This window comes from Bradyrhizobium sp. LMTR 3 (assembly GCF_001693485.1).
In the GTDB taxonomy this organism is placed as follows: Bacteria; Pseudomonadota; Alphaproteobacteria; order Rhizobiales; family Xanthobacteraceae; genus Bradyrhizobium.
Map to the genome: position 1 here is coordinate 17,233 of NZ_MAXC01000046.1, position 19,838 is coordinate 37,070.

Here is a 19,838-nt window from a genome sequence, read left to right on the forward strand (position 1 = left end):
GGTATTGATGGAATGGGACGCATTCCATCAATCGCTCCATCGGCATCCCGGGTCAGCCCTTGCGGAGGAACACATAGTCCGCCGAGTAGGGGACGCTTTCATAGGTGCCTGCCTTGTAGCAGGCGCCATTGGCCCTTCCACCCACCGTGTTGATCCGCTGCACTGTCGTCACCGGACTGAGAACCCCGTTGCCGCGCCGGGAAGCTACTGCGAGCTTCAGCCAGGGAATGTCCATTGCCACTTGCCCCGGGGCGGTGCCGACGACCTGACCGACCACCGCACTGCCGTCGCTGTATTCCCAGTTCGGCCCGGCATAATGCCGGCCGACCGTCTTGCCGTCCAAGAAAAGCGTCGCGATCGGCTCGCGAAACACCCAGGCCAGTGTGCCATCGGCGCCGGTCTTGCATTCATAGACCTGCGCGCCTTCGGCATGCAGCGTGAGAACGGCGGTTTCACCGGGAGCTGCAATAGCCTCGGGAAGCGATTTTTGGGCGGTCGCATTGACGAGCGACCCGATCAGTAGGAAGGCGGCGAGCGCGATGCTCCTGGAGAACGACACGGTGATGCTCCGTCGTTGATTTTTCTGTTATTGCGAGGCGGCGGGCCACGCGAATGCGCGCCCGACGGCAGGCTCCGAGCAATCCACCGCGCCAAACTGGGCCGTGGATTGCTTCGTCGCGCTGCCCCTCGGTACCGATGTGGGGGAGTTGCGAAGGCGGCTTATGCCGCCATCGCCTTCTCGAGGTTGCCGGCGACCTTGTCGAGGAAGCCGGTCGTGGACAGCCAGCGCTGGTCGGCGCCGACCAGGAGCGCGAGGTCCTTGGTCATGTAGCCGTCCTCGACGGTCGCAACGCAGACCTTCTCCAGCGTGTCGGCGAATTTTGCGAGCTGCGGGTTGTTGTCGAGCTTGGCGCGGTGGGCGAGACCGCGGGTCCAGGCGAAGATCGACGCGATCGAATTGGTCGAGGTCTCCTTGCCCTTCTGGTGCTCGCGGTAGTGCCGGGTCACCGTGCCGTGCGCGGCTTCGGCTTCGACCGTCTTGCCGTCGGGGGTCAGCAGCACCGAGGTCATCAGGCCGAGCGAGCCGTAGCCTTGCGCGACCGTATCCGACTGCACGTCGCCATCGTAGTTCTTGCAGGCCCAGACGTAGCCGCCGGACCACTTCAGGGCGGAGGCGACCATGTCGTCGATCAGGCGGTGTTCGTAGGTGAGCCGCTTGGCCTCGAATTCCTTCTTGAACTCGCGGTCGTAGATGTCCTGGAAGATGTCCTTGAAGCGGCCGTCATAGACTTTCAGGATGGTGTTCTTGGTCGAGAGGTAGACCGGGTAGCCGCGCAGCAGGCCGTAATTGAAGGAAGCGCGGGCGAAATCGATGATGGAATCGTCAAGGTTGTACATCCCCATCGCGACGCCGGCATCGGGCGCCTTGAATACTTCCTTCTCGATGACGGTGCCGTCCTCGCCGACGAACTTCATCGTCAGCGTGCCCTTGCCCGGGAACTTGAAGTCGGTGGCGCGGTACTGGTCGCCAAAGGCATGACGGCCGATGATGATCGGCTTGGTCCAGCCGGGAACCAGCCGCGGCACGTTCTTGCAGATGATCGGCTCGCGGAAGATCACGCCGCCCAAGATGTTGCGGATGGTGCCGTTCGGCGACTTCCACATTTCCTTCAGGCCGAATTCCTTCACCCGGGCTTCGTCAGGGGTGATGGTGGCGCACTTGACGCCGACGCCGACCTTCTTGATGGCGTTGGCGGCGTCGATCGTGACCTGGTCGTTGGTCTGGTCGCGGTACTCCATTCCGAGGTCAAAATAGAGCAGTTCGACATCGAGGAACGGGGTGATCAGCTTGTCCTTGATGTACTGCCAGATGATCCGGGTCATCTCGTCGCCATCGAGTTCGACGACGGGGTTGGTCACCTTGATTTTTGCCATGATGGAGGGGGCCTTTTCTCGGAAAACCGCGCATTTCGGGCGGGGTGGGTGATTACAGGCGGGGCTATAGCACCGCAAATCGGCCGGCGAAAGCTGGTGCGGCCCTGACTTTTAGCCCATCTTTCAGGCGCGAAATGCATGGGCTGTCGGGTGTCCCGGACGCGGTACGGCCCAGGCGATGCGCAGCATCGTCCGGGAGCGCTGCGACGACGTTCCGGATGAGGCCCAATTGAGGCTTTGAGCGAACTAGCGGAAACGCTACTAACCCGATTCTCAGGCTGGGGAATTCCGGCCGCCTTTCTAAAACGGGCAAGCATGAGAGTTTGAATCGTGCGCGCACCGCGCGCGGATTCAAATCTTCAGAAGTTGAATCAGTTTTGGAAAGTTGAATTAGAAAGTGAAGCCAAAATGTCCGGTTCGGGCACCGATAAAACCAAGTCTGGGTTGGACTTAGCCGGACCCATTGTGATCCTCGTCGAGCCGCAGCTCGGCGAGAATATCGGCATGGCCGCGCGCGCGATGGGCAATTTTGCGCTGTCGCGCCTCAGAATCGTCAATCCGCGCGACGGCTGGCCGAACATCGCGGCGCAACGGGCGGCGGCGGGCGCCGACCAGATTCTGGAACAGGCGCAATTGTTCGACACGGTGGAGCAGGCGGTCGCCGACCTGACGCTGCTGTTTGCGACCACCGCCCGCGCGCACGACCAGGCCAAGCCGGTGGTCGCGCCGGCGCAGGCGGCGGCCGAGATCGTGGCGCATGTCGGAGCCGGCGGCGGGGCCGGCATCCTGTTCGGCCGCGAGCGGTACGGCCTGCAGAACGAGGAGGTGGCGCTGGCCAACCGGATCATCACGTTTCCGGTCAACCCCGGCTTCGCCTCGCTCAACCTGGCGCAGGCGGTGCTGCTGATCGGCTACGAGTGGTTCAAGCTGTCGACCGGCGGCGCCCTGCCGTTCGCGATGCCGGAACGCTCCGAGCCGGCGTCGCAGCACCAGATGCAGGCCTTCTTCGACAATCTGGTTCGGGAACTCGACAAGGTCGAATTCCTCCGCCCGCGCGAGAAGCGCGACACCATGCTGGTGAACCTGCGCAACATCTTCACCCGGATGGACCCGACCAAGCAGGACATGCACACCCTGCATGGCGTGGTGATGGCGATTGCGGAGGGACGCAAGGGACCGGCCAAGGGCGGCGTGCTCGACGGTGAACAGGCGACAAGGCTGCGGGCGCTGTTAGCCGAGCACGGGCAGGGGCCGGCAGTGCCCGGCGACAGCTCTACCGTGCGCGGGCTCGCCCGGCTGCTCCGCCGCAATCCGACCGATGCCGAGCGCATTCTGTGGCAGGCGCTGACCCGCGACCGCCGTTTCGCCGGCCAGTTCAAGCGCCAGACCCCGGTCGGCCGCCACATTCCGGATTTCGTCTCCTTCGTGCATCGCCTCGCCATCGAACTGGTCAACCCGAATGAGACGGAGACCATCGTCGCCGACCGCGCTAGGCGGAAGGCATGGCTGGAGGCACGGGATTACCGCGTGATCGAGATGCGGGTGGCCGATGTTGAGGCTGATTTGGCGACTGAGCTGGAGCGGCTGGAAAAAATGGTAGGGTGGGCAAAGGCGCGCTAGCGCCGTGCCCACCATCCGTCCGCACTGTTGTCCTGAATGGTGGGCACGCGGAGCCTGTCATCGGGCGCGCATTTGCGCGACCCGGCGGCTTTGCCCACCCTACCAGTAGCTGTCCCTTGGCGCGCAAACGGAGTAAGCTCGCGTTCAAGCGGCTGCAGTGCAATCGATAACGCAAAAGGAGGTGTGCGATGGCGACATCTGACTGGCGTCTCGAAGGCGAATGGATCAAGAACTGCAATTGCGCGTTTGGCTGTCCGTGCGATTTCAACGCGCGGCCGACTCTGGGCTATTGCAAGGGCCTGGTCGGCATGAGGATCACCAAAGGGCACTTCGAGGGCACCAGGCTCGATGGTCTGGTTTTTGCGGTGACCGTCGATTTTCCCGGAGCGCTGCATGAAGGCAATGGCCAGATGCAGCCGATCATCGACGAGCGCGCCACGCCGGAGCAACGTGAGGCGCTGTTCAGCATCATGTCCGGCAAGCATTCCGCTGAAGGTACGCTGTTTCATATCTTCAGCCTGATCGTGACCAAGATTCACGACCCGGTATTTGCGCCGTTCGAGTTTTCGTTCGACAAGGATGGACGCGTCGCGCGTGTCGTGGCGAAGGGCTTGCTGGAGACCGAGGTCGAGCCGATCAAGAATCCGGTGACCGGAGACCCTCATCGCATTCAGGTCGTGATGCCCGAGGGCTTCGAACACCGCGCTGCCGAGATTGCCTCGGCCAACATCCGCTCGACCGGTGCGATCAAGTTCGACACCGCTGGGTCGCACAGCTCGCTCGCCAACGTCGTGCAGACGCCGGAGGGCGTCGCGGCCTGACGCTGCATTGGAGACGGCATTTCGACGCGCCGGCTCGATGGCGGAGGTTAAGTCCATGTCCGGGACCTCTGCGCTTGAACAGACCTTACGCCACGATCGCCTGATCGTGGCATTCGGCATGGCTGCCGTCGTCGCCTTCGCCTGGGGCTATCTGGTCGCCGGTGCCGGCATCGACATGAGCATGGCCGACATGCCGATGGACCCCGAGCCATGGTCGCCCTCACAGGCTGCGCTGATGTTCGCGATGTGGTGGGTGATGATGATCGCGATGATGGTGCCGAGCGCGGCGCCGATGGTGCTGCTGTTCACGGCAATCAAACGCAGGCAGGCGGCCGAAAATCCCGTCGTCACAAGCTGGCTCTTTCTCGCCGGCTATCTCGCGATATGGGCCGGCTTTAGCCTCGCCGCGGTCGCGGTGCAGTGGGCACTCGACCAGGCCGGGCTGCTGTCCGGTATGATGGCTAGCACCAGCAGCATACTCGCCGGGATCATCCTGCTTGCCGCCGGGCTCTATCAGCTCACGCCGATCAAGCGCGCGTGCCTGCGCTACTGCCAGAGCCCGGTGTTCTTCCTCAGCCGCTACTGGCAACCGGGCGCCATGGGCGCGTTGCGCATGGGGTTTCGTCACGGCAGCTACTGTGTCGGCTGTTGCTGGTTTTTGATGGCGCTGCTGTTCGTTGCCGGCGTGATGAACCTGGTTTGGATCGCGGCGGTCGCGATCTATGTCGCCTTCGAAAAGCTGCTGCCGCGCAGCCAGTGGCTCAGCCGCGCCGTGGGCGTGGGCCTGATCGTAGCCGGCGGGGTTGTTCTGGCGCGCAGTCTTGTCGTTACGGCTTCCGCATCGCTGTAGCTCGCCTCAGACGGCGACAAGCTCCGCAGGGTGACCGGCGCGCTTTGTCTTCTTCACCTTGGAAGCCCCGAACAGATTGGCCGCCGCAAGCCCCGCGGTATCCGCGACGCCGGGATCGCGCGAGACCATGGCGGCGACGATGGCGCCGTCGATCAAGAGCGCGAGTTGATGGGCGAGCACCTGCGGCTCGGCGGCGCCCATCTCAGCGGTGAGCTTTTCGATGTGCGCCAGCACAACCTTCTTATGGCGCAGTGCGATGTTGCGGAACTGCTTGGCGTCCTTGTCGTGCTCGGCCACCGCATTGATGAAGGGGCAGCCGTAGAAGCGCTCCTCGGCGAACCAGCGCTTCAGCGCCGGAAAAATCCGCTTCAGCTTCGCCAGCGCATCGCCGCCGCCATCCTCCATCGCGCCGATGAACCATTCGCGCCAGGCCTTGCCTTCGCTTTCCAGCACGGCGTTGACGAGGTTGGTCTTCGAGCCGAACAATTTGTAGAGCGTGGTCTTGGCGGTGCCGGCTTCGTCGATGATCGCATCGATCCCGGTGGCGTTGATGCCGTTCTTGCAGAACAGATGCGTCGCCGCGCTTAGCAGACGCCCCCGCGCGGACTCCTCGTCGCCTGCGGCCGATGCCGCGACAGCTTTCCTCTTCGAAACTGATTTGCCCATGCGCTGCAGTTAATCGGAGCGCGGCGCATTCATCAAGCAGCATCTTTGCGCCGAAAATAATCGCAAGCACGCGGCAATTGCTTCGCGCCTGTGCAGCGCGGCGCTGATCAATTTCCGGGCAGGCACGCTAAGCGACGAGAGACGTTCGGCTTTTGATTTCGGCCGGATCTGGCACGCTTCATGCAGGAAACAGAACGTTCGGTATCCTACAGGGAGAGAAATGATGACCGCGGTCGCTCAAAAAACGGTGCTCACAGGCTGCCTGGCCCCGATCGACAAAAATGGGCTCGAGCAGCTCATTGCCAACGGCAAGGCCAATCCGAAGGTCATCAAGACCTTGAAGTGCAAGACGGTGGCGGAGGGCAAATTCCGCCACGCCAACTACATTCGTAACCTCGCGCCTTACATCGTCGACGAGCCGCCGGGCTTGCTCGGCGACGACACCGCGCCGAATCCTTCTGAAGCCTCGCTCGCCGCGCTCGGCTCCTGCCTTGCGGTCGGCCTGCACGCCAACGCCGTGCACCGCGGCTGGATCGTCAACAAGCTCGAACTCGAGCTCGAAGGCGACCTCAATATCACGGCGGTATGGGGTACCGGCGACGTCAGCGAAAAGCCGGTCGGCTTCACCGACGTGCGCGTCAAGGTCGACATGGAATGCGAGGGCATTCCGAAGAGCGAGATCGATGCGCTGGTCGCCCACGTCAAGAAATGGTCGCCGGTCGCCAACACCTTTACGCGGCCCGTCAATCTCGAAGTCGGCGCATAAGCAGTCGCAACAACTGGGGTGCGGAGGGTCTCATGGGTTCAGTGGCGGTATCGCGGCTCGCAGTTGCCGAAGATCTCCCCGCGGCATCGATTGTGGATCAGGTCGCGGCGATTGCGCGTAGAGAACTCGCACCCCACGCCGCGGCCATCGACGAGGGCACCGTCTATCCGGATGCGTTGCTGCGGCGGCTCGGGGATGTGGGCGCGTGGGGCAGTCACCGGCCGGCGGATGGCGTGGCCGACCTGCGCTGCGGCATTCAATCGATCGCCGCGCTCGGCGATGTCTGCGGGGCCACCGCCTTCATGGCGTGGTGCCAGAACACGCTGGTCTGGTACGCCTCGAATTCGGACAATCCAAAACTCGTTGCCAAATTCGCCGGCAAGTTTGCCAGCGGTGAGATGCTCGGCGGCACCGGGCTCTCCAACCCGATGAAGAGCTTCTTCGGTATCGAGAAACTCAAACTCAGGGGACGCAAGGTCGAGGGCGGCTACATCGTCAAAGGCGCGCTGCCCTGGGTGTCGAACCTCGGTCCCGATCATTACTTCGGCACCATCTTCGAGCGGGAGGACGAGGGCGGCGGCATCGTGATGTTCCTTGCCGATTGCTCCGATCCTGCGATCACGCTGCAGCCATGCAAGCCGTTCCTCGCGATGGATGGCACCGGCACCTATGCCGTGCAGTTCCGCGACGTCTTCGTGCCGGATGAGCTGATCCTTGCCGAACCGGCGGGACCGTTCGTGAAGAAAATCCGCGCCGGTTTCATCCTTCTGCAGGCCGGCATGGCGCTCGGCCTGATCAAGGACTGCATCCAGATCATGGACGAGGCCGAGGCGCCCTTGAGCCATATCAACCGCTATTTGCCGCAACAGCCCACTCAATTCCGCGAACTCCATGCCGAGTTCGAGCAGGAGACGATGGCGCTGGCGCGCGACCCCTACAATTCCGACGACAGCTACTGGCGCCGCGTCATCGCGCTGCGGCTCCGGCTCGGCGACGCCAGCGTCGCGGCCGCGCACGCGGCGATGCTTCATTGCGGCGCGCGCGGTTACCTGAAGAGCCACCGCGCCCAGCGCCGGCTGCGCGAAGCCTATTTCGTCGCCATCGTCACCCCCGCCACCAAACAGCTTCGCAAGATGCTGGCCGGCGACGAGCACTAAAGGGATTTCCGATCGACCCGAACCAGCAACCACAAAACAGGAGAGGCCTGCCATGACGGACGTTCTGATTACTGCCGGCGAACTCGCGGAATTCCTCAAGCAAGAGCCGTGTGTCGTCATCGACACCCGCAATCCGGAAGGCTACGGCGCGGGGCATCTCCCGAACGCCGTCAACGTCCATGAAATCTTCACCTATCTCGCGACCTCGACGCCGGAAGGAATTCACGAGCTCAAGACGAAATTCGCCGATGCGTTTGGCGCCGCCGGGCTTTCGGGCAAGGAGACCGCGGTCATCTACGAGCAGTCGATGAATTCCGGTTTCGGCCAGTCCTGCCGCGGCTACTATCTGCTGACCATGCTCGGCTATCCCAAGGTCAAGGTGCTGCATGGCGGTTACGATGCCTGGGTGGCAGCCGGCTTGCCGGTGAGCCAGGACGTGCCGTCACCGGTGAAGGCGTCGTTCTCGGTTCTGCCTGAAGCGGCCGACATCCTGATCGATGCCAAGACCATGCTCGCCGCCGTCGGCAAGCCCGGTGTCGCCTTGCTCGATGTGCGCGACATCGACGAGTGGATCGGCGAAAGCTCTTCTCCGTATGGGAAGGATTTCTGCCCGCGCAAGGGACGCATTCCCGGCGCGGTCTGGCTCGAATGGTACCGCATGATGAAGCCGACCGCGGAAGGGCCGCGCTTCAAGTCCAAGAACGAGATTTTGGCGGAATGCGCCACCGTCGGCATCACGCAGAATACGCCGGTGTATCTCTATTGCTTCAAGGGCGCGCGTGCCTCGAACACCTTCCTCGCCTTGAAGAACGCCGGCGTGAAGGATGTCCGGATGTATTTCGGCTCCTGGAACGAATGGTCGCGCGATCCGTCGCTGCCGATCGAGGAGGGCTTGCCGATGGAGGCCAAGCTCACCACCAAGGCGGCGTGACGGAAGCATACGGCGTTGCAGTCTGATTCCACGGAGTTGGACTGCAATCAAGCTGCGTCGACATCGACGCAACATCGCCACGTGATGGAACCGCGCCATCGCGTCGCTCTGGCGTTCCCGATCTCCGCTGCGTATAATCGCGGCGCAGTCGGGTGGTCGCGGATGTCGATGTTTTCACGCAAATTCGGTCTCGTATTGGTCGCGGCGACGCTGTGCCTTGGCGCGCGCGCCGCTCACGCCCAGGCCTCGCCGGTGAACTACTGGATTCCGGGCTGGCCGATGGGTTTTAGCGGGGATGCGGGCGAGAGCCCGAACGCTTACGGCGACTTCCCGAGCTTCGACTTCCGCGACACCGGAAACGGCTCCTCCTATGCGCGCTACAATTTCTCCAACGGCTTTTTTGTCGGCAGCCAGCGCAGCAGCATGGGTTTCAGCAGCTTCAGCCAGAGCGCGTTCGGCGGCTTCGGATCGATCTACAGCGAAGGCACGCTGTTCGGCTACAGCCTCAAGAACGGCGGCGGGCCGCCCGTCACCTTCTATGCCGGCTTCGACACGTTGAAATACAATACCGGCATCGGCGGGCCGTTCGCGCCGTTCGATTCCAAGTCCGGCACGCTGCCCGTTTCGAGCGCGTATGCCGGCGTCGAATTCCAGCCGACGTCCAATCTCAGCCTGTCGCTCGGGGTCGGCTACGTCCAGCAGTCGGGCCGCCTCGACAGCGAGTTCAACTCGCTGCCCGGCGCTTCGTCGTTCGCCGTCGGCGGCCGCCGCTACTAGGGCGTGGACTCGTGATCAAGTCAGGTCCGCCTTACGCTCGAAGGCGATCATGAAGCTGACATTGATGCATGTCGCCTTTGGGGCGACATTCAGACATCCGTACTTCAAGGTCGGGGCTTCCTCCTGACGCCTTTAGGTTGGAACAGACTTGGCTTAAGCTGGTTTCCTTTGCTGAATTGGAGAATGCACAGATGAAGCCCTTCTTGGTGGCGTTCGCTACTGCACTTGTAAGCAGCACTTTCGCGCTTGCTGACACCCCAGTGACACCGGCAGAGGCCGAGAAGATCAAGGCTGCCTTGGAAGTCTTTGGCTGCATGGGCGGCAAGATGGAAAAGGAGACCGAGGGCAGCGGCTACTTTGAAGTCGATGACGCCAAATGCAAGGACGGGCAGTACGACATCAAGCTCGACAAGGACTTCAAGGTAATCGCGATGACTCGCGACTGAGCATGCTCAAGACCTGTTTCGCAGTGGGCCGTCCAGCGATGTCCGCGATGGGTCACACAAGCCGCCGATCACGGCAAGCCGGGTGATCTCCGCATTGGCGTGGGAAGCCGACGTTTATGAGTGCGCGCCTGATTAGCCAGCCAAGCCGCGTCCATTCGCAATCCCCAGCGCCTTGATGCGCGAGGCCAACGTGGTCGGCTTGATGTCGAGCATCTCGGCGGCGCCGCCGGGGCCGAACACTTTTCCGGAACAAGCCTGAAGCGCGGCCAGAATGTTGGCGCGTTCATGCGCGCGCATTTCCGCTGCCGTCATGACGGTCGGCCGAGCGTCGGCTTTCTCGCGGGCTGCGCCGGAGGAGGGCGATGTGCCCGGTAAATCGGGCAGGTCGATGCGCAGCCGGCCGTTCTGGGCGAGGATCGCCGCGCGCTCGATCACGTTCTGCAGTTCGCGGACATTGCCGGGCCAGTCGTAACGCGCGAGCCGCCTTGCATCGCCTTCCGACAGGCGCAGGTCGGATTTCAGCGCCTTGCTCTCGCGCGTCAAAAAATGCTGCGCCAGGAGCGGAATGTCCTCGCGCCGCTCGCGTAACGGCACCGACTCGACCGGAAAGACGTTGAGGCGGAAATAGAGGTCCTCGCGAAACCGGCCGCGTTGCACTTCCTGCTTGAGGTCGCGGTTGGTGGCGGCGATCACGCGCACGTCGACCGCGCGGGTGCGCTCTTCGCCGACGCGCTCGAAATTGCCCTCTTGCAGCACCCGTAGCAGCTTGCCCTGCAGCTCCAGCGGGATTTCGCCGACCTCGTCGAGAAACAGCGTGCCGCCATCGGCAAGCTCGAAGCGCCCGATGCGATCGCGCATCGCGCCGGTGAAGGCGCCTCTGATATGGCCGAAGAATTCGCTTTCAAAGAGTTCTCGCGGGATCGCCGCGCAGTTGACGCGGATCAGCGGCCGATCGCGGCGGCTGCTCGCTTCGTGAATGGCGCGCGCGATCAGTTCCTTGCCGGTGCCGGACTCGCCGGTGATCATGACGGCGGCGGTGGTCGGCGCCACCAGCTTGACCTGGCGCAGCGTCTTCTGGATCGCCTCGCTCTGGCCGATGATGCCGCGCGGATTGGTCTCGATGCGGATTTCTTCCTGGAGGTACGCGTTTTCCAGCTCCAGTCGCTCGCGCAGGCGGTCGACTTCGGCAAGCGCCGCGTGCAGCTTCTCGTCAGCCTCGCGGCGCTGGCTGACGTCGCGGAATACGATGACGGCGCCGACCACCACGCCGCGGTCGCGGATCGGCGTCGAGGTATATTCGACCCAGACCGGCGTGCCATCCTTGCGCCAGAACACCTCGCCCTCGACCTGGTGCACGGCACCGTCGCGAAATGCCGCGTAAATCGGGCAGTCATGATCGGGATAGTGCCGCCCGTCATGATGGGTGTGATGAACGATCGGGTGAATTTCCTTCCCCACCAGTTCTTCCGCCGCCCAGCCCAGCATCCGCTCGGCGGCCGGATTGACGAAGGTGGTCTTGCCCTCGGCGTTGACGCCGTAAATGCCTTCGCCGGCAGCGCGCAGGATCAACTGGTTTTCCCGCTCGATATCCTGGAACACCCGTTCGACCCGCTGCCAGGTCGCGATCCCGCCGCGCATGTGGTCTTCGGCCGCCGCGTCGACATAGCGTCGGCGCCGTGCGTCGAGATCGCTCATGGTGAGCAGCACCAGCGAGCGGCCTTCGCCCGGCACGAGTGAGCCGGCATATTCCAGGCGCAGGCTTTGCCCCGTCGCGTGGCGCGGGGTGAGCGCGTTGGTCCAGTACGCGCCCTTGTCGAGCACGGCCTGCGTGAACACGATCAGAACGGGCAATTGCCCGGCATGCAGCGCGCTGGCCTTGGTCTGGCGCAGCAAGGCGCGGTCATAGCCGAGCAGGGTGCAGGCCGCCGGATTGGCGTCGAGGATCTGGTCGGCATGGGGATCGAGCAGTAACGCGGGCTCGATCGCGAACTCGAACGCGGCGGTGCGCAGTTCGATGTCCTGCGGCGGGGCGGTTGAGCCGAGGGCCAGATCCATCCGGTCGGTACTCCGAAATCTCGTAATTCAACTACGACATTTCGTGTATCACGAATTTTCGTAGCCGCCAACGTCAGCAGAATCTCAGTGATCTCAGAGCTATCGCCGCAGAACGGGGCTGGCATGTGCCTTGCTTAATAAGGGGGCAAACGTCGCGCAGGAGGGCTGATGTCTACCTTCGACAATCCATTCGATCCCAACCATCGTCTTCGTGCCGGTGGCTGCAGTTGCGGCCAGCATGTCAGCGAGGCCGAGCACCAGGCCGCGCAACTTCAGGCGCAATCCGCCATCGAGAGCGAGCAGAAACGCTACGAAGGGGTGGTCGCCTCCACCGTAATGCGCGCGATGTTTCCGCAGGACGTCGCGCGACGCGCGTTTTTGAAGTCGGTAGGCGCGGCAACCGCAGCGGCGGCACTATCGCAATTCTTCCCGCTCAAGACGGCTACCGAAGCGTTCGCGCAAGGCGGGCCGCTGGAAAAGAAGGACCTCAAGGTCGGCTTCATCCCGATCACCTGCGCCACGCCGATCATCATGGCCGCGCCGATGGGGTTCTACGCCAAGAACGGCCTGAACGTCGAAGTGATCAAGACCGCCGGCTGGGCCGTCATTCGCGACAAGACCATCAACAAGGAATACGACGCCGCCCACATGCTGTCGCCGATGCCGCTCGCCATCACCATGGGCGCCGGCTCCAATCCAATTCCCTACACCATGCCGGCCGTGGAAAACATCAACGGCCAGGCGATCACGCTGTCGATCAAGCACAAGGACAAACGCAATCCGAAGGACTGGAAGGGCTTCAAGTTCGCCGTACCCTTCGACTATTCGATGCACAATTACCTGCTGCGCTATTACCTCGCCGAGCACGGCATCGATCCCGATACCGACGTGCAGATTCGCGCGGTGCCGCCGCCGGAAATGGTCGCCAATCTGCGGGCCGACAACATCGACGGCTTTCTCGGGCCCGACCCGATGAACCAGCGCGCGGTGTTTGACGGCGCAGGCTTCATCCACATTCTCACCAAGGACATCTGGGAAGGCCATCCATGCTGCGCCTTCGCCGCGTCGAAGGAATTCGTCACCACGATGCCGAATACCTATGGCGCGCTGCTCAAATCGATCATTGAAGCCACCGCGTACGCGCACAAGGCGGAGAACCGCAAGGAGATCGCGGCGGCGATCGCACCGGCGAACTATCTCAACCAGCCGCCGATCGTGCTGGAGCAGATTTTGACCGGCACCTTCGCCGATGGTCTCGGCAACATCGTCCAGCAGCCGAACCGCGTCGATTTCGATCCGTTCCCGTGGCAGTCGTTTGCGGTGTGGATCATGACCCAGATGAAGCGCTGGGGGCAGATCAAGGGCGACATCGACTATGCCGGCATCGCCGCGCAGGTCTATCTCGCCACCGACGCCGCCAAGCTGATGAAGCAAGCAGGACTGACGCCGCCCGCCGCCACCACCAAGAGTTTTTCGGTGATGGGCAAGACGTTCGATCCGGCCAAGCCCGAGGATTATCTCGCCAGCTTCAAGATCAGGAAGGCGTCGTGATGGCAGGGGCGCAACCACATTTGCCGCTGTCGTCCCGGCGAACGCCGGGACCCCAGCGCGAGCGCAAATTGCGCTCGTCGCGGCGCCATGCAGCTTCTTTTGGGCGCGATGTTAGAGACCCTGCTTCATTACTAACGCCGCGGAGTATGGGTCCCGGCGTTCGCCGGGACGACATGCTGAGGGACTGTCCTCAATGACTTTCTCCCTTCGTTTCCGTGCCGCCGTCGTCTCGATCGTGCTGTTCGCGGCGTTTCTCGGCATCTGGCATCTCGCCACCCGTTCGACGGGTGCCGTCGGCAACATGTCGCCGGAATACGCCAAGCTGATGGGGCTGACGGCCACCCAGGGCAAATCGGCGATGCCGGGGCCGCTCGATGTCGGCGCCAAATTGTGGGAGCACCTCAGGCAACCGTTCTACGATAACGGGCCGAACGACAAGGGGCTAGGCATCCAGCTCGGCTATTCCATCGCGCGCGTCGGCCTCGGTTATTTTCTCGCCGTCATTGTCGCGATCCCGCTCGGTTTCCTGATCGGGATGTCGCCACTGATCAGCAAGGCGCTGGATCCGTTCATCCAGGTGCTGAAGCCGATCTCGCCGCTGGCCTGGATGCCGCTCGCGCTCTACACCATCAAGGATTCCTCGATCTCGGCGATCTTCGTCATTTTCATCTGCTCGGTGTGGCCGATGCTCTTGAACACCGCGTTCGGCGTCGCCGCGGTACGCAAGGAATGGATCAACGTCGCGCGCACGCTGGAAGTCGGCACCGTCAGGCGTGCCTTCACCGTGATCCTGCCGGCAGCGGCGCCGACCATCCTGACCGGCATGCGGATTTCGATCGGCATCGCCTGGCTCGTGATCGTCGCGGCCGAGATGCTGGTGGGCGGCACCGGCATTGGCTACTTCGTCTGGAACGAGTGGAACAACCTTTCGATCACCAACGTCATCATCGCCATCCTCATGATCGGCATCGTCGGCATGCTGCTCGACCAGATCCTGGCGCGGTTCACGCGCATGGTCACATTCCCGGAGTGATGGCGATGACCGACAAATTCATTTCCATCGAGGGTATCGCGCGGCGCTATCCCGGCGCGGATGGCAAAGAGACCACGATTTTCGAGGATCTCTGGCTGTCGATGAAGCGCGGCGAATTCGGCTGCGTGATCGGCCATTCCGGCTGCGGCAAGACCACGGTGTTGAACATCCTGGCGGGGCTCGACCAGCCGAGCGAGGGAGCCGTCATCGTCGACGGGCAGGCCATTGAAGGCACGAGCCTCGATCGTGCCGTGATCTTCCAGAGCCATGCGCTGCTGCCATGGCGCACGGTGCTCGGCAACGTCGCCTATGCCGTGACCTCGAAGTGGCGCAACTGGGACCGCGCCAAGGTGAAGGCGCATGCGCAGAAGTTCATCGATCTGGTCGGGCTGACCGGCTCCGAGCACAAGCGGCCGTCGGAACTGTCGGGCGGCATGAAGCAGCGCGTCGGCATTGCGCGGGCGCTCTCGATCACGCCGAAGATCATGCTGATGGACGAGCCGTTCTCGGCGCTGGATGCGCTGACGCGCGGAACGTTGCAGGACGAGGTGCGGCGCATTTGCCTCGAGACCGGGCAGACCGCGTTCATGATTACCCATGATGTCGACGAGGCGATCTATCTCGCCGACAAGATTTTTCTGATGACCAACGGCCCCGGCGCCGTTCTGGCGGAGATCGTGGAAAATCCGCTGCCGAAGGATCGCGGCCGCATCGATCTGCACCGCCATCCGCTCTATTACGCGGTGCGCAATCACATCGTCGATTTCCTGGTCAGCCGCAGCAAGACGTTTGCCGCCACCGTGACCGATCATGATCCGCGCAACGTGCCGGTCGTGCGGCCGGGCAAGCCGGAACTGGTGCTGGCTGCGGAGGCGGAGGATTCGATTGAGGCGTCATGGCCGAGCCTGGCCCGGCCATCCACGTCTTGCTCATAAAATACGTGACGGTTGTCAAGGAGACGAAGCATGAAGCGCGAAGACCTCACCGAAAAGCTGCTCGACATCAAGCGCGAGAAGGGCTGGAGCTGGAAACACATCTGCGAAAAGATCGGCGGCTATTCGGAAGTGCTGATCGTCGGCGCGATCATGGGCCAGATGAAACTGACGAAGCCGCAAGCCGCCAATGCCGGCGAGTTGTTCGGGCTGTCGAAAGCGGAAACTGCGATGCTCAACGAGGTGCCGATGCGCGGCACCGGCACGCCGATGCCGCCGACCGACCCCTTGATCTACCGCTTCTACGAAATGGTGATGGTCAACGGCCCGGCGTGGAAGGCGCTGATCGAAGAGGAATTCGGCGACGGCATCATGTCGGCGATCGATTTCGACATGGCGATCGACCGCGTCGCCAATCCCAAGGGCGACCGGGTCAAGATCACGATGTCCGGCAAATTCCTGCCGTACAAGTATTACGGCGCGAGCGGGAATGTGCCGGAGTATGGATTTAAGGAGGAGTGACGTTAGCGTCGCGTCGCGACGGTAACGTCATTCCGGACGACGCGAAGCGGCGATCTCAGATGCGCAATTGCGCATCGGGGAATCTCGAGATTCCGGGTCTGGTCCTTCGGACCATCCCGGAATGACGGAGACACACGTGTCACCCAAACGCCGCCCGCACCTCCGCGATCGGCGCCATCTCTCGCACAAACGTAAACGCGCCACGCTCCTTCATCTCGCGAGCGCATTTCAAGAACGCCGCCAGCGCATAGCGTTCCATCGCGCCGCCGACGCTGATGCGCTTGACGCCCGCCTCGGCGAGTTGTGGAAGCGTCAGCGTCGGATCGGCAAATCCCATCACCAGATTGAACGGCTTGCCGACCAACGACACTACCGTGCGGATCGTCTCGATGTCGTAGAGGCCGGGGGAGTACAGGACGTCGGCGCCAACGGCCTCGAACGCCTGCAGACGCTTGATGGTGTCGTCGAGATCCTTACGGCCGTGCAGGAAATTCTCCGCCCGCGCGGTCAGCGTGAACGGGAAAGGCAGTGCGCGCGCCGCCTCGACCGCCGCCTGCACGCGCTCGACCGCGAGCGAAAAGTCGTAGATCGGCTTCTCCGGAACACCGGAAAAATCCTCGATCGAGCCGCCGACGGCGCCGGCTTCGGCCGCGCGCGCGATCGCCTTCGCCGCCGCTTTCGGGTCGTTGGCGCCGCCGTTCTCCAGGTCGGCGTTGACGGGAAGGTCGGTGGCTTCCGCGATCGCCCGGCAGTTCTCGAGGATGGCGTCTAAGCTCACGGTTGCGCTGCCGAGCGTATTGGCAAGCCCCAGGCTCGTGGTCGCGAGCGCTTCAAAGCCCATCGCTGCGAGCAGCTTTGCGGTGCCGGCGTCCCATGGATTGGGGATGATGAACGCGCCGGGCCGCGCATGCAGCGCGCGAAACGCCTCGGCTTTTTCCGTCTGACTTCGCATCGGCAATCTCCGCTTCGTTTGCTGGTCGAGTCTGGTTGGCGACGAAACTAGCGGGCTATCTGCCATTAGCCAAATTTGTTATTTCTCTACGCTTCATCAGCTTTCTGCATGGGTGAAACATGGACAGCGATGCGCTTCTCACCTTCCTGACCGTTCATCGCCGCGGCGGCATTTCGAATGCCGCAAAAGCGCTGCACCGCTCGCAGCCGGCGATCTCGCGGCGCATTGCGCTCTTGGAGCAGGAACTCGGCGTGCCGCTGTTCGAACGGATCGCGGGGCGCACGACGTTGAGTGACGCCGGAAAAGTGCTGGTGCCTCATGCCGAGCGCGCGGTGGCTGCGGCCCAGGATGCGGAGAATGCGGTGCGCGCGCTGGCGCGGCCGGATTTAGGACCGGTCGCGCTCGCCGTCGTCGGCACGCTTGCCGGCGGGCGGCTGTCGGCGGTTCTCAGGCGCTTCGCGGCCGAGCATCCCGAGGTCGAATTGAGCCTGCGTACCGCGACCAGCGCGGAGGTCAGCGACATGGTCCGCCGCGGCGAAGTGACCATCGGCCTGCGTTATGATCGCGATCGCTCGCGCGATCTCGACTGCGAATTGCTGTTCTCCGAGCGGCTGCAGGTCGTATGCGCGCTGGATCATCCGCGCGCCGGCCGCCGGATCGCAAAACTCGCCGATCTGCGCGGCGAGCGCTGGATCGCATTTCCTGTCGTACCGGGACGGCGCGAGATCACGGCCGCGCATGTCTTTGCGCTGTTCCAGACCCACGGCCTAGGCGAAATCGACTGGACGCCAGTCGACAGCCTGACCGCGCAGAAGCGCCTGGTCGAAGCCGGCCTCGGCATTGCGCTGTTATCGGAGAGCAACGCTGCAGAGGAACTGCGACACAAGACGATTTCGACGATCGCCGTGCGCGATCTCAAGGCAAGCCATGACGTCGTCACAGTAACGCGCCGCGGCGGCTTCCTGAGCGCGGCGGCGCGGCGATTGATGGAGATCGTTCGGAAGGAATATCGAGAAACTAAGGCCCTCGGACGTTAGCGCCGTCATTCCGGGATGGTCCGAAGGACCAGACCCGGAATCTCGAGATTCTCAGGTGCGCAATTGCGCACCATAGTTCGTGCTTCGCGCGCCCCGGAATGACGGCTGGGGAGGCTCCTACGAGCCCGCCTTCACCTGGGCGGCGGCAACCGCAATCAGTTCGTCCATCTTGACGCGAACTTCCTGCGCGGTGACGGCGACGCCCTTGGCGGTAAGATCCTTCACCACCTTGTCCTGGACGTCCTTGTCGCCGGCTTGCTCGAAATCGGCCGCGACCACCTCCTTGGAATAGGCGGTGGCGGCATCGCCCGACAGGCCGAGCTTTTCCGCTGCCCAAAGACCGAGCAGCTTGTTGCGGCGCACCTCCGCCTTGAACTTCTGCTCCTCGTCGAGGGCGAATTTCTTCTCAAAACCTTCCTCGCGCTTGTCGAAAGTGGTCATTCTTCGGTTCCAATCCCCGTAAACGGTAAACAAGGCCGCGTTGTCGCGGCCCGATGGACTACCTAGATAGAGGGGGCGAATCGGTAAAACAACGGTCCGTTAAGCCGCAGGCAATCGGGATAAGTTGGGCCCAATCGGGACGGGTCGATTGTGCTGGGTGGGCCAATCGGATAGGTTGCCATCAGGCGAGGTTCTTGTTCTGTTTCCGGTCGCTCAAGTTCAGGACCTAGCCTTCACGGCAGCTCCGTCGTGGTCGCAAACCCTTGTCATCCGGAGCACACCAATTTCATGGATTTCAACAAAACACGGTACATCCCAATGAGCCGTCGACGCCGTATTTATGAAGGCAAGGCCAAGGTCCTGTATGAAGGTCCGGAGCCGGGAACCCTGATCCAGCACTTCAAGGATGATGCGACCGCGTTCAATGCCAAGAAACACCAGGTGATCGAGGGCAAGGGCGTCCTCAACAACCGGATTTCGGAGTACCTGTTTCAGCACCTCAACGACATCGGGGTGCCGACCCATTTCATCCGCCGCCTCAACATGCGCGAGCAGTTGATTCGCGAGGTCGAGATCGTGCCGCTGGAGGTGGTGGTGCGGAACGTCGCGGCCGGCTCGCTGTCGCAGCGCCTCGGCATCGAGGAGGGCACCCAACTGCCGCGCTCGATCATCGAATTTTATTACAAAAACGACCAGCTCAACGACCCCATGGTGTCGGAAGAGCACATCACCGCGTTCGGCTGGGCGACGCCGCAGGAAATCGACGACATCATGGCGCTCGCCATCCGCGTCAACGACTTCCTCACTGGGCTGTTCCTCGGCATCGGCATCCGCCTGGTCGACTTCAAGATGGAATGCGGCCGGCTGTTCGAGAACGAGATGATGCGGATCATCGTCGCCGACGAAATCTCGCCCGACTCATGCCGGCTGTGGGATATCAAGTCGAACGAGAAGCTCGACAAGGATCGTTTCCGCCGTGATCTCGGCGGCTTGCTGGAAGCCTATACCGAGGTGGCGAAACGTCTGGGCATTCTGATGGAGAACGAGCGCCCGGCCGGTTCGGGTCCGGTGCTGGTGAAGAGCTGAGAAGAACTGGGGCAAATCTCGTGAAGGCACGCGTTACCGTTACGTTGAAGTCCGGCATCCTCGATCCGCAGGGCAAGGCCATCGAAGGCGCGCTGAAATCGCTCGGCGTCGATGGCGTCGCCAGCGTCCGCCAAGGCAAGGTGTTCGACATCGAACTATCAGGCTCGGACAAGGCCAAGGCCGAGGCGGCATTGAAGGATGCCGCCGACAAGCTGTTGGCGAATACGGTGATCGAGAACTACCGGGTCGAATTGCTCTAG

Annotated in this window: 21 protein-coding genes; 15 read left to right on the forward strand and 6 right to left on the reverse strand. The window is 62.8% G+C overall.

The window, feature by feature from the left end; genetic code table 11:
- Positions 1-52 precede the first annotated feature (52 nt).
- Together LMTR3_RS26225 and LMTR3_RS26230 are read right to left on the reverse strand one after the other, a co-directional pair.
- Entirely contained in the window at positions 53-520 is a 468-nt protein-coding gene (locus LMTR3_RS26225; protein WP_245320018.1) for a DUF3455 domain-containing protein, read from the reverse strand.
- 200 nt (positions 521-720) lie between these two features.
- The gene (locus tag LMTR3_RS26230) at positions 721-1,935 is read right to left on the reverse strand and encodes an NADP-dependent isocitrate dehydrogenase (protein ID WP_065747903.1); all 1,215 of its coding nucleotides are present in this window, start codon (positions 1,933-1,935) and stop codon (positions 721-723) included.
- A 408-nt stretch (positions 1,936-2,343) separates the two neighbouring features.
- Here LMTR3_RS26230 and LMTR3_RS26235 point away from each other — a divergent pair, with 408 nt between their 5' ends.
- The 3 genes from LMTR3_RS26235 to LMTR3_RS26245 all read left to right on the forward strand — a co-directional run bounded on the left by LMTR3_RS26235 (position 2,344) and on the right by LMTR3_RS26245 (position 5,226).
- Positions 2,344-3,555: a TrmJ/YjtD family RNA methyltransferase gene (locus LMTR3_RS26235; protein WP_065748227.1), complete on the forward strand. Its 1,212-nt coding sequence runs from the start codon at positions 2,344-2,346 to the stop codon at positions 3,553-3,555.
- 188 nt (positions 3,556-3,743) lie between these two features.
- Positions 3,744-4,376, forward strand: a complete 633-nt coding sequence (locus tag LMTR3_RS26240) for a DUF1326 domain-containing protein (protein ID WP_065747904.1) — start codon at positions 3,744-3,746, stop codon at positions 4,374-4,376.
- Between the two features lie 55 nt (positions 4,377-4,431).
- Positions 4,432-5,226, forward strand: coding sequence for a DUF2182 domain-containing protein (locus LMTR3_RS26245; RefSeq protein ID WP_065747905.1), 795 nt, complete (start codon positions 4,432-4,434; stop codon positions 5,224-5,226).
- A 6-nt stretch (positions 5,227-5,232) separates the two neighbouring features.
- On the opposite strand, the gene LMTR3_RS26250 is transcribed toward LMTR3_RS26245, so the two are convergent.
- Positions 5,233-5,892, reverse strand: a complete 660-nt coding sequence (locus tag LMTR3_RS26250) for a TetR/AcrR family transcriptional regulator (protein ID WP_065747906.1) — start codon at positions 5,890-5,892, stop codon at positions 5,233-5,235.
- A gap of 223 nt (positions 5,893-6,115) precedes the next feature.
- Here LMTR3_RS26250 and LMTR3_RS26255 point away from each other — a divergent pair, with 223 nt between their 5' ends.
- The 5 genes from LMTR3_RS26255 to LMTR3_RS26275 all read left to right on the forward strand — a co-directional run bounded on the left by LMTR3_RS26255 (position 6,116) and on the right by LMTR3_RS26275 (position 9,969).
- Positions 6,116-6,658, forward strand: coding sequence for an OsmC family protein (locus LMTR3_RS26255; RefSeq protein WP_065748228.1), 543 nt, complete (start codon positions 6,116-6,118; stop codon positions 6,656-6,658).
- Positions 6,659-6,690: 32 nt separating this feature from the next.
- Complete coding sequence (locus tag LMTR3_RS26260) at positions 6,691-7,815, forward strand: acyl-CoA dehydrogenase family protein (RefSeq protein WP_065747907.1); 1,125 nt, start codon at positions 6,691-6,693, stop codon at positions 7,813-7,815.
- Between the two features lie 52 nt (positions 7,816-7,867).
- Positions 7,868-8,746 carry a sulfurtransferase gene (locus LMTR3_RS26265; RefSeq protein WP_065747908.1) on the forward strand — a complete coding sequence of 293 codons (879 nt, stop codon included), beginning with the start codon at positions 7,868-7,870 and terminating at the stop codon, positions 8,744-8,746.
- A 162-nt stretch (positions 8,747-8,908) separates the two neighbouring features.
- The gene (locus tag LMTR3_RS26270; protein WP_065748229.1) at positions 8,909-9,523 is read left to right on the forward strand and encodes a hypothetical protein; all 615 of its coding nucleotides are present in this window, start codon (positions 8,909-8,911) and stop codon (positions 9,521-9,523) included.
- A gap of 191 nt (positions 9,524-9,714) precedes the next feature.
- Positions 9,715-9,969 carry a hypothetical protein gene (locus LMTR3_RS26275; RefSeq protein WP_065748230.1) on the forward strand — a complete coding sequence of 85 codons (255 nt, stop codon included), beginning with the start codon at positions 9,715-9,717 and terminating at the stop codon, positions 9,967-9,969.
- 132 nt (positions 9,970-10,101) lie between these two features.
- On the opposite strand, the gene LMTR3_RS26280 is transcribed toward LMTR3_RS26275, so the two are convergent.
- Complete coding sequence (locus LMTR3_RS26280; protein ID WP_065747909.1) at positions 10,102-12,024, reverse strand: sigma 54-interacting transcriptional regulator; 1,923 nt, start codon at positions 12,022-12,024, stop codon at positions 10,102-10,104.
- Between the two features lie 168 nt (positions 12,025-12,192).
- Here LMTR3_RS26280 and LMTR3_RS26285 point away from each other — a divergent pair, with 168 nt between their 5' ends.
- From LMTR3_RS26285 to cynS, 4 genes are all read left to right on the forward strand, one after another.
- Positions 12,193-13,575, forward strand: coding sequence for a CmpA/NrtA family ABC transporter substrate-binding protein (locus LMTR3_RS26285; RefSeq protein ID WP_065747910.1), 1,383 nt, complete (start codon positions 12,193-12,195; stop codon positions 13,573-13,575).
- A 193-nt stretch (positions 13,576-13,768) separates the two neighbouring features.
- Positions 13,769-14,608: a nitrate ABC transporter permease gene (gene ntrB, locus LMTR3_RS26290; protein WP_065747911.1), complete on the forward strand. Its 840-nt coding sequence runs from the start codon at positions 13,769-13,771 to the stop codon at positions 14,606-14,608.
- Between the two features lie 5 nt (positions 14,609-14,613).
- The gene (locus LMTR3_RS26295) at positions 14,614-15,543 is read left to right on the forward strand and encodes an ABC transporter ATP-binding protein (protein WP_065748231.1); all 930 of its coding nucleotides are present in this window, start codon (positions 14,614-14,616) and stop codon (positions 15,541-15,543) included.
- Between the two features lie 30 nt (positions 15,544-15,573).
- Positions 15,574-16,062, forward strand: a complete 489-nt coding sequence (gene cynS / locus LMTR3_RS26300) for a cyanase (protein WP_065747912.1) — start codon at positions 15,574-15,576, stop codon at positions 16,060-16,062.
- A 139-nt stretch (positions 16,063-16,201) separates the two neighbouring features.
- On the opposite strand, the gene LMTR3_RS26305 is transcribed toward cynS, so the two are convergent.
- On the reverse strand, positions 16,202-17,014 hold the full coding sequence (locus tag LMTR3_RS26305; protein ID WP_065747913.1) for an isocitrate lyase/PEP mutase family protein: 813 nt from the start codon (positions 17,012-17,014) through the stop codon (positions 16,202-16,204).
- A gap of 119 nt (positions 17,015-17,133) precedes the next feature.
- Here LMTR3_RS26305 and LMTR3_RS26310 point away from each other — a divergent pair, with 119 nt between their 5' ends.
- Positions 17,134-18,051 (forward strand): LysR family transcriptional regulator, encoded by a 918-nt coding sequence (locus tag LMTR3_RS26310; RefSeq protein WP_065747914.1) that lies wholly within the window; start codon positions 17,134-17,136, stop codon positions 18,049-18,051.
- Positions 18,052-18,168: 117 nt separating this feature from the next.
- Here LMTR3_RS26310 and LMTR3_RS26315 read toward each other — a convergent pair whose 3' ends face one another.
- Complete coding sequence (locus tag LMTR3_RS26315) at positions 18,169-18,492, reverse strand: DUF1476 domain-containing protein (protein ID WP_057901808.1); 324 nt, start codon at positions 18,490-18,492, stop codon at positions 18,169-18,171.
- A 318-nt stretch (positions 18,493-18,810) separates the two neighbouring features.
- Here LMTR3_RS26315 and purC point away from each other — a divergent pair, with 318 nt between their 5' ends.
- Both purC and purS read left to right on the forward strand, forming a co-directional pair.
- Positions 18,811-19,578, forward strand: a complete 768-nt coding sequence (gene purC, locus LMTR3_RS26320; RefSeq protein ID WP_008974302.1) for a phosphoribosylaminoimidazolesuccinocarboxamide synthase — start codon at positions 18,811-18,813, stop codon at positions 19,576-19,578.
- A gap of 20 nt (positions 19,579-19,598) precedes the next feature.
- Positions 19,599-19,838, forward strand: a complete 240-nt coding sequence (purS, locus tag LMTR3_RS26325; RefSeq protein ID WP_028349990.1) for a phosphoribosylformylglycinamidine synthase subunit PurS — start codon at positions 19,599-19,601, stop codon at positions 19,836-19,838.

Bases quoted from the DNA above. Each gene is read 5' to 3' on its own strand.
- LMTR3_RS26230 (WP_065747903.1), bottom strand. From the start codon at position 1,935: ATGGCAAAAATCAAGGTGACCAACCCCGTCGTCGAACTCGATGGCGAC.
- LMTR3_RS26235 (WP_065748227.1), top strand. From the start codon at position 2,344: ATGTCCGGTTCGGGCACCGATAAAACCAAGTCTGGGTTGGACTTAGCC.
- LMTR3_RS26240 (WP_065747904.1), top strand. From the start codon at position 3,744: ATGGCGACATCTGACTGGCGTCTCGAAGGCGAATGGATCAAGAACTGC.
- LMTR3_RS26245 (WP_065747905.1), top strand. From the start codon at position 4,432: ATGTCCGGGACCTCTGCGCTTGAACAGACCTTACGCCACGATCGCCTG.
- LMTR3_RS26250 (WP_065747906.1), bottom strand. From the start codon at position 5,892: ATGGGCAAATCAGTTTCGAAGAGGAAAGCTGTCGCGGCATCGGCCGCA.
- LMTR3_RS26255 (WP_065748228.1), top strand. From the start codon at position 6,116: ATGACCGCGGTCGCTCAAAAAACGGTGCTCACAGGCTGCCTGGCCCCG.
- LMTR3_RS26260 (WP_065747907.1), top strand. From the start codon at position 6,691: ATGGGTTCAGTGGCGGTATCGCGGCTCGCAGTTGCCGAAGATCTCCCC.
- LMTR3_RS26265 (WP_065747908.1), top strand. From the start codon at position 7,868: ATGACGGACGTTCTGATTACTGCCGGCGAACTCGCGGAATTCCTCAAG.
- LMTR3_RS26270 (WP_065748229.1), top strand. From the start codon at position 8,909: ATGTCGATGTTTTCACGCAAATTCGGTCTCGTATTGGTCGCGGCGACG.
- LMTR3_RS26275 (WP_065748230.1), top strand. From the start codon at position 9,715: ATGAAGCCCTTCTTGGTGGCGTTCGCTACTGCACTTGTAAGCAGCACT.
- LMTR3_RS26280 (WP_065747909.1), bottom strand. From the start codon at position 12,024: ATGGATCTGGCCCTCGGCTCAACCGCCCCGCCGCAGGACATCGAACTG.
- LMTR3_RS26285 (WP_065747910.1), top strand. From the start codon at position 12,193: ATGTCTACCTTCGACAATCCATTCGATCCCAACCATCGTCTTCGTGCC.
- ntrB (WP_065747911.1), top strand. From the start codon at position 13,769: ATGACTTTCTCCCTTCGTTTCCGTGCCGCCGTCGTCTCGATCGTGCTG.
- LMTR3_RS26295 (WP_065748231.1), top strand. From the start codon at position 14,614: ATGACCGACAAATTCATTTCCATCGAGGGTATCGCGCGGCGCTATCCC.
- cynS (WP_065747912.1), top strand. From the start codon at position 15,574: ATGAAGCGCGAAGACCTCACCGAAAAGCTGCTCGACATCAAGCGCGAG.
- LMTR3_RS26305 (WP_065747913.1), bottom strand. From the start codon at position 17,014: ATGCGAAGTCAGACGGAAAAAGCCGAGGCGTTTCGCGCGCTGCATGCG.
- LMTR3_RS26310 (WP_065747914.1), top strand. From the start codon at position 17,134: ATGGACAGCGATGCGCTTCTCACCTTCCTGACCGTTCATCGCCGCGGC.
- LMTR3_RS26315 (WP_057901808.1), bottom strand. From the start codon at position 18,492: ATGACCACTTTCGACAAGCGCGAGGAAGGTTTTGAGAAGAAATTCGCC.
- purC (WP_008974302.1), top strand. From the start codon at position 18,811: ATGAGCCGTCGACGCCGTATTTATGAAGGCAAGGCCAAGGTCCTGTAT.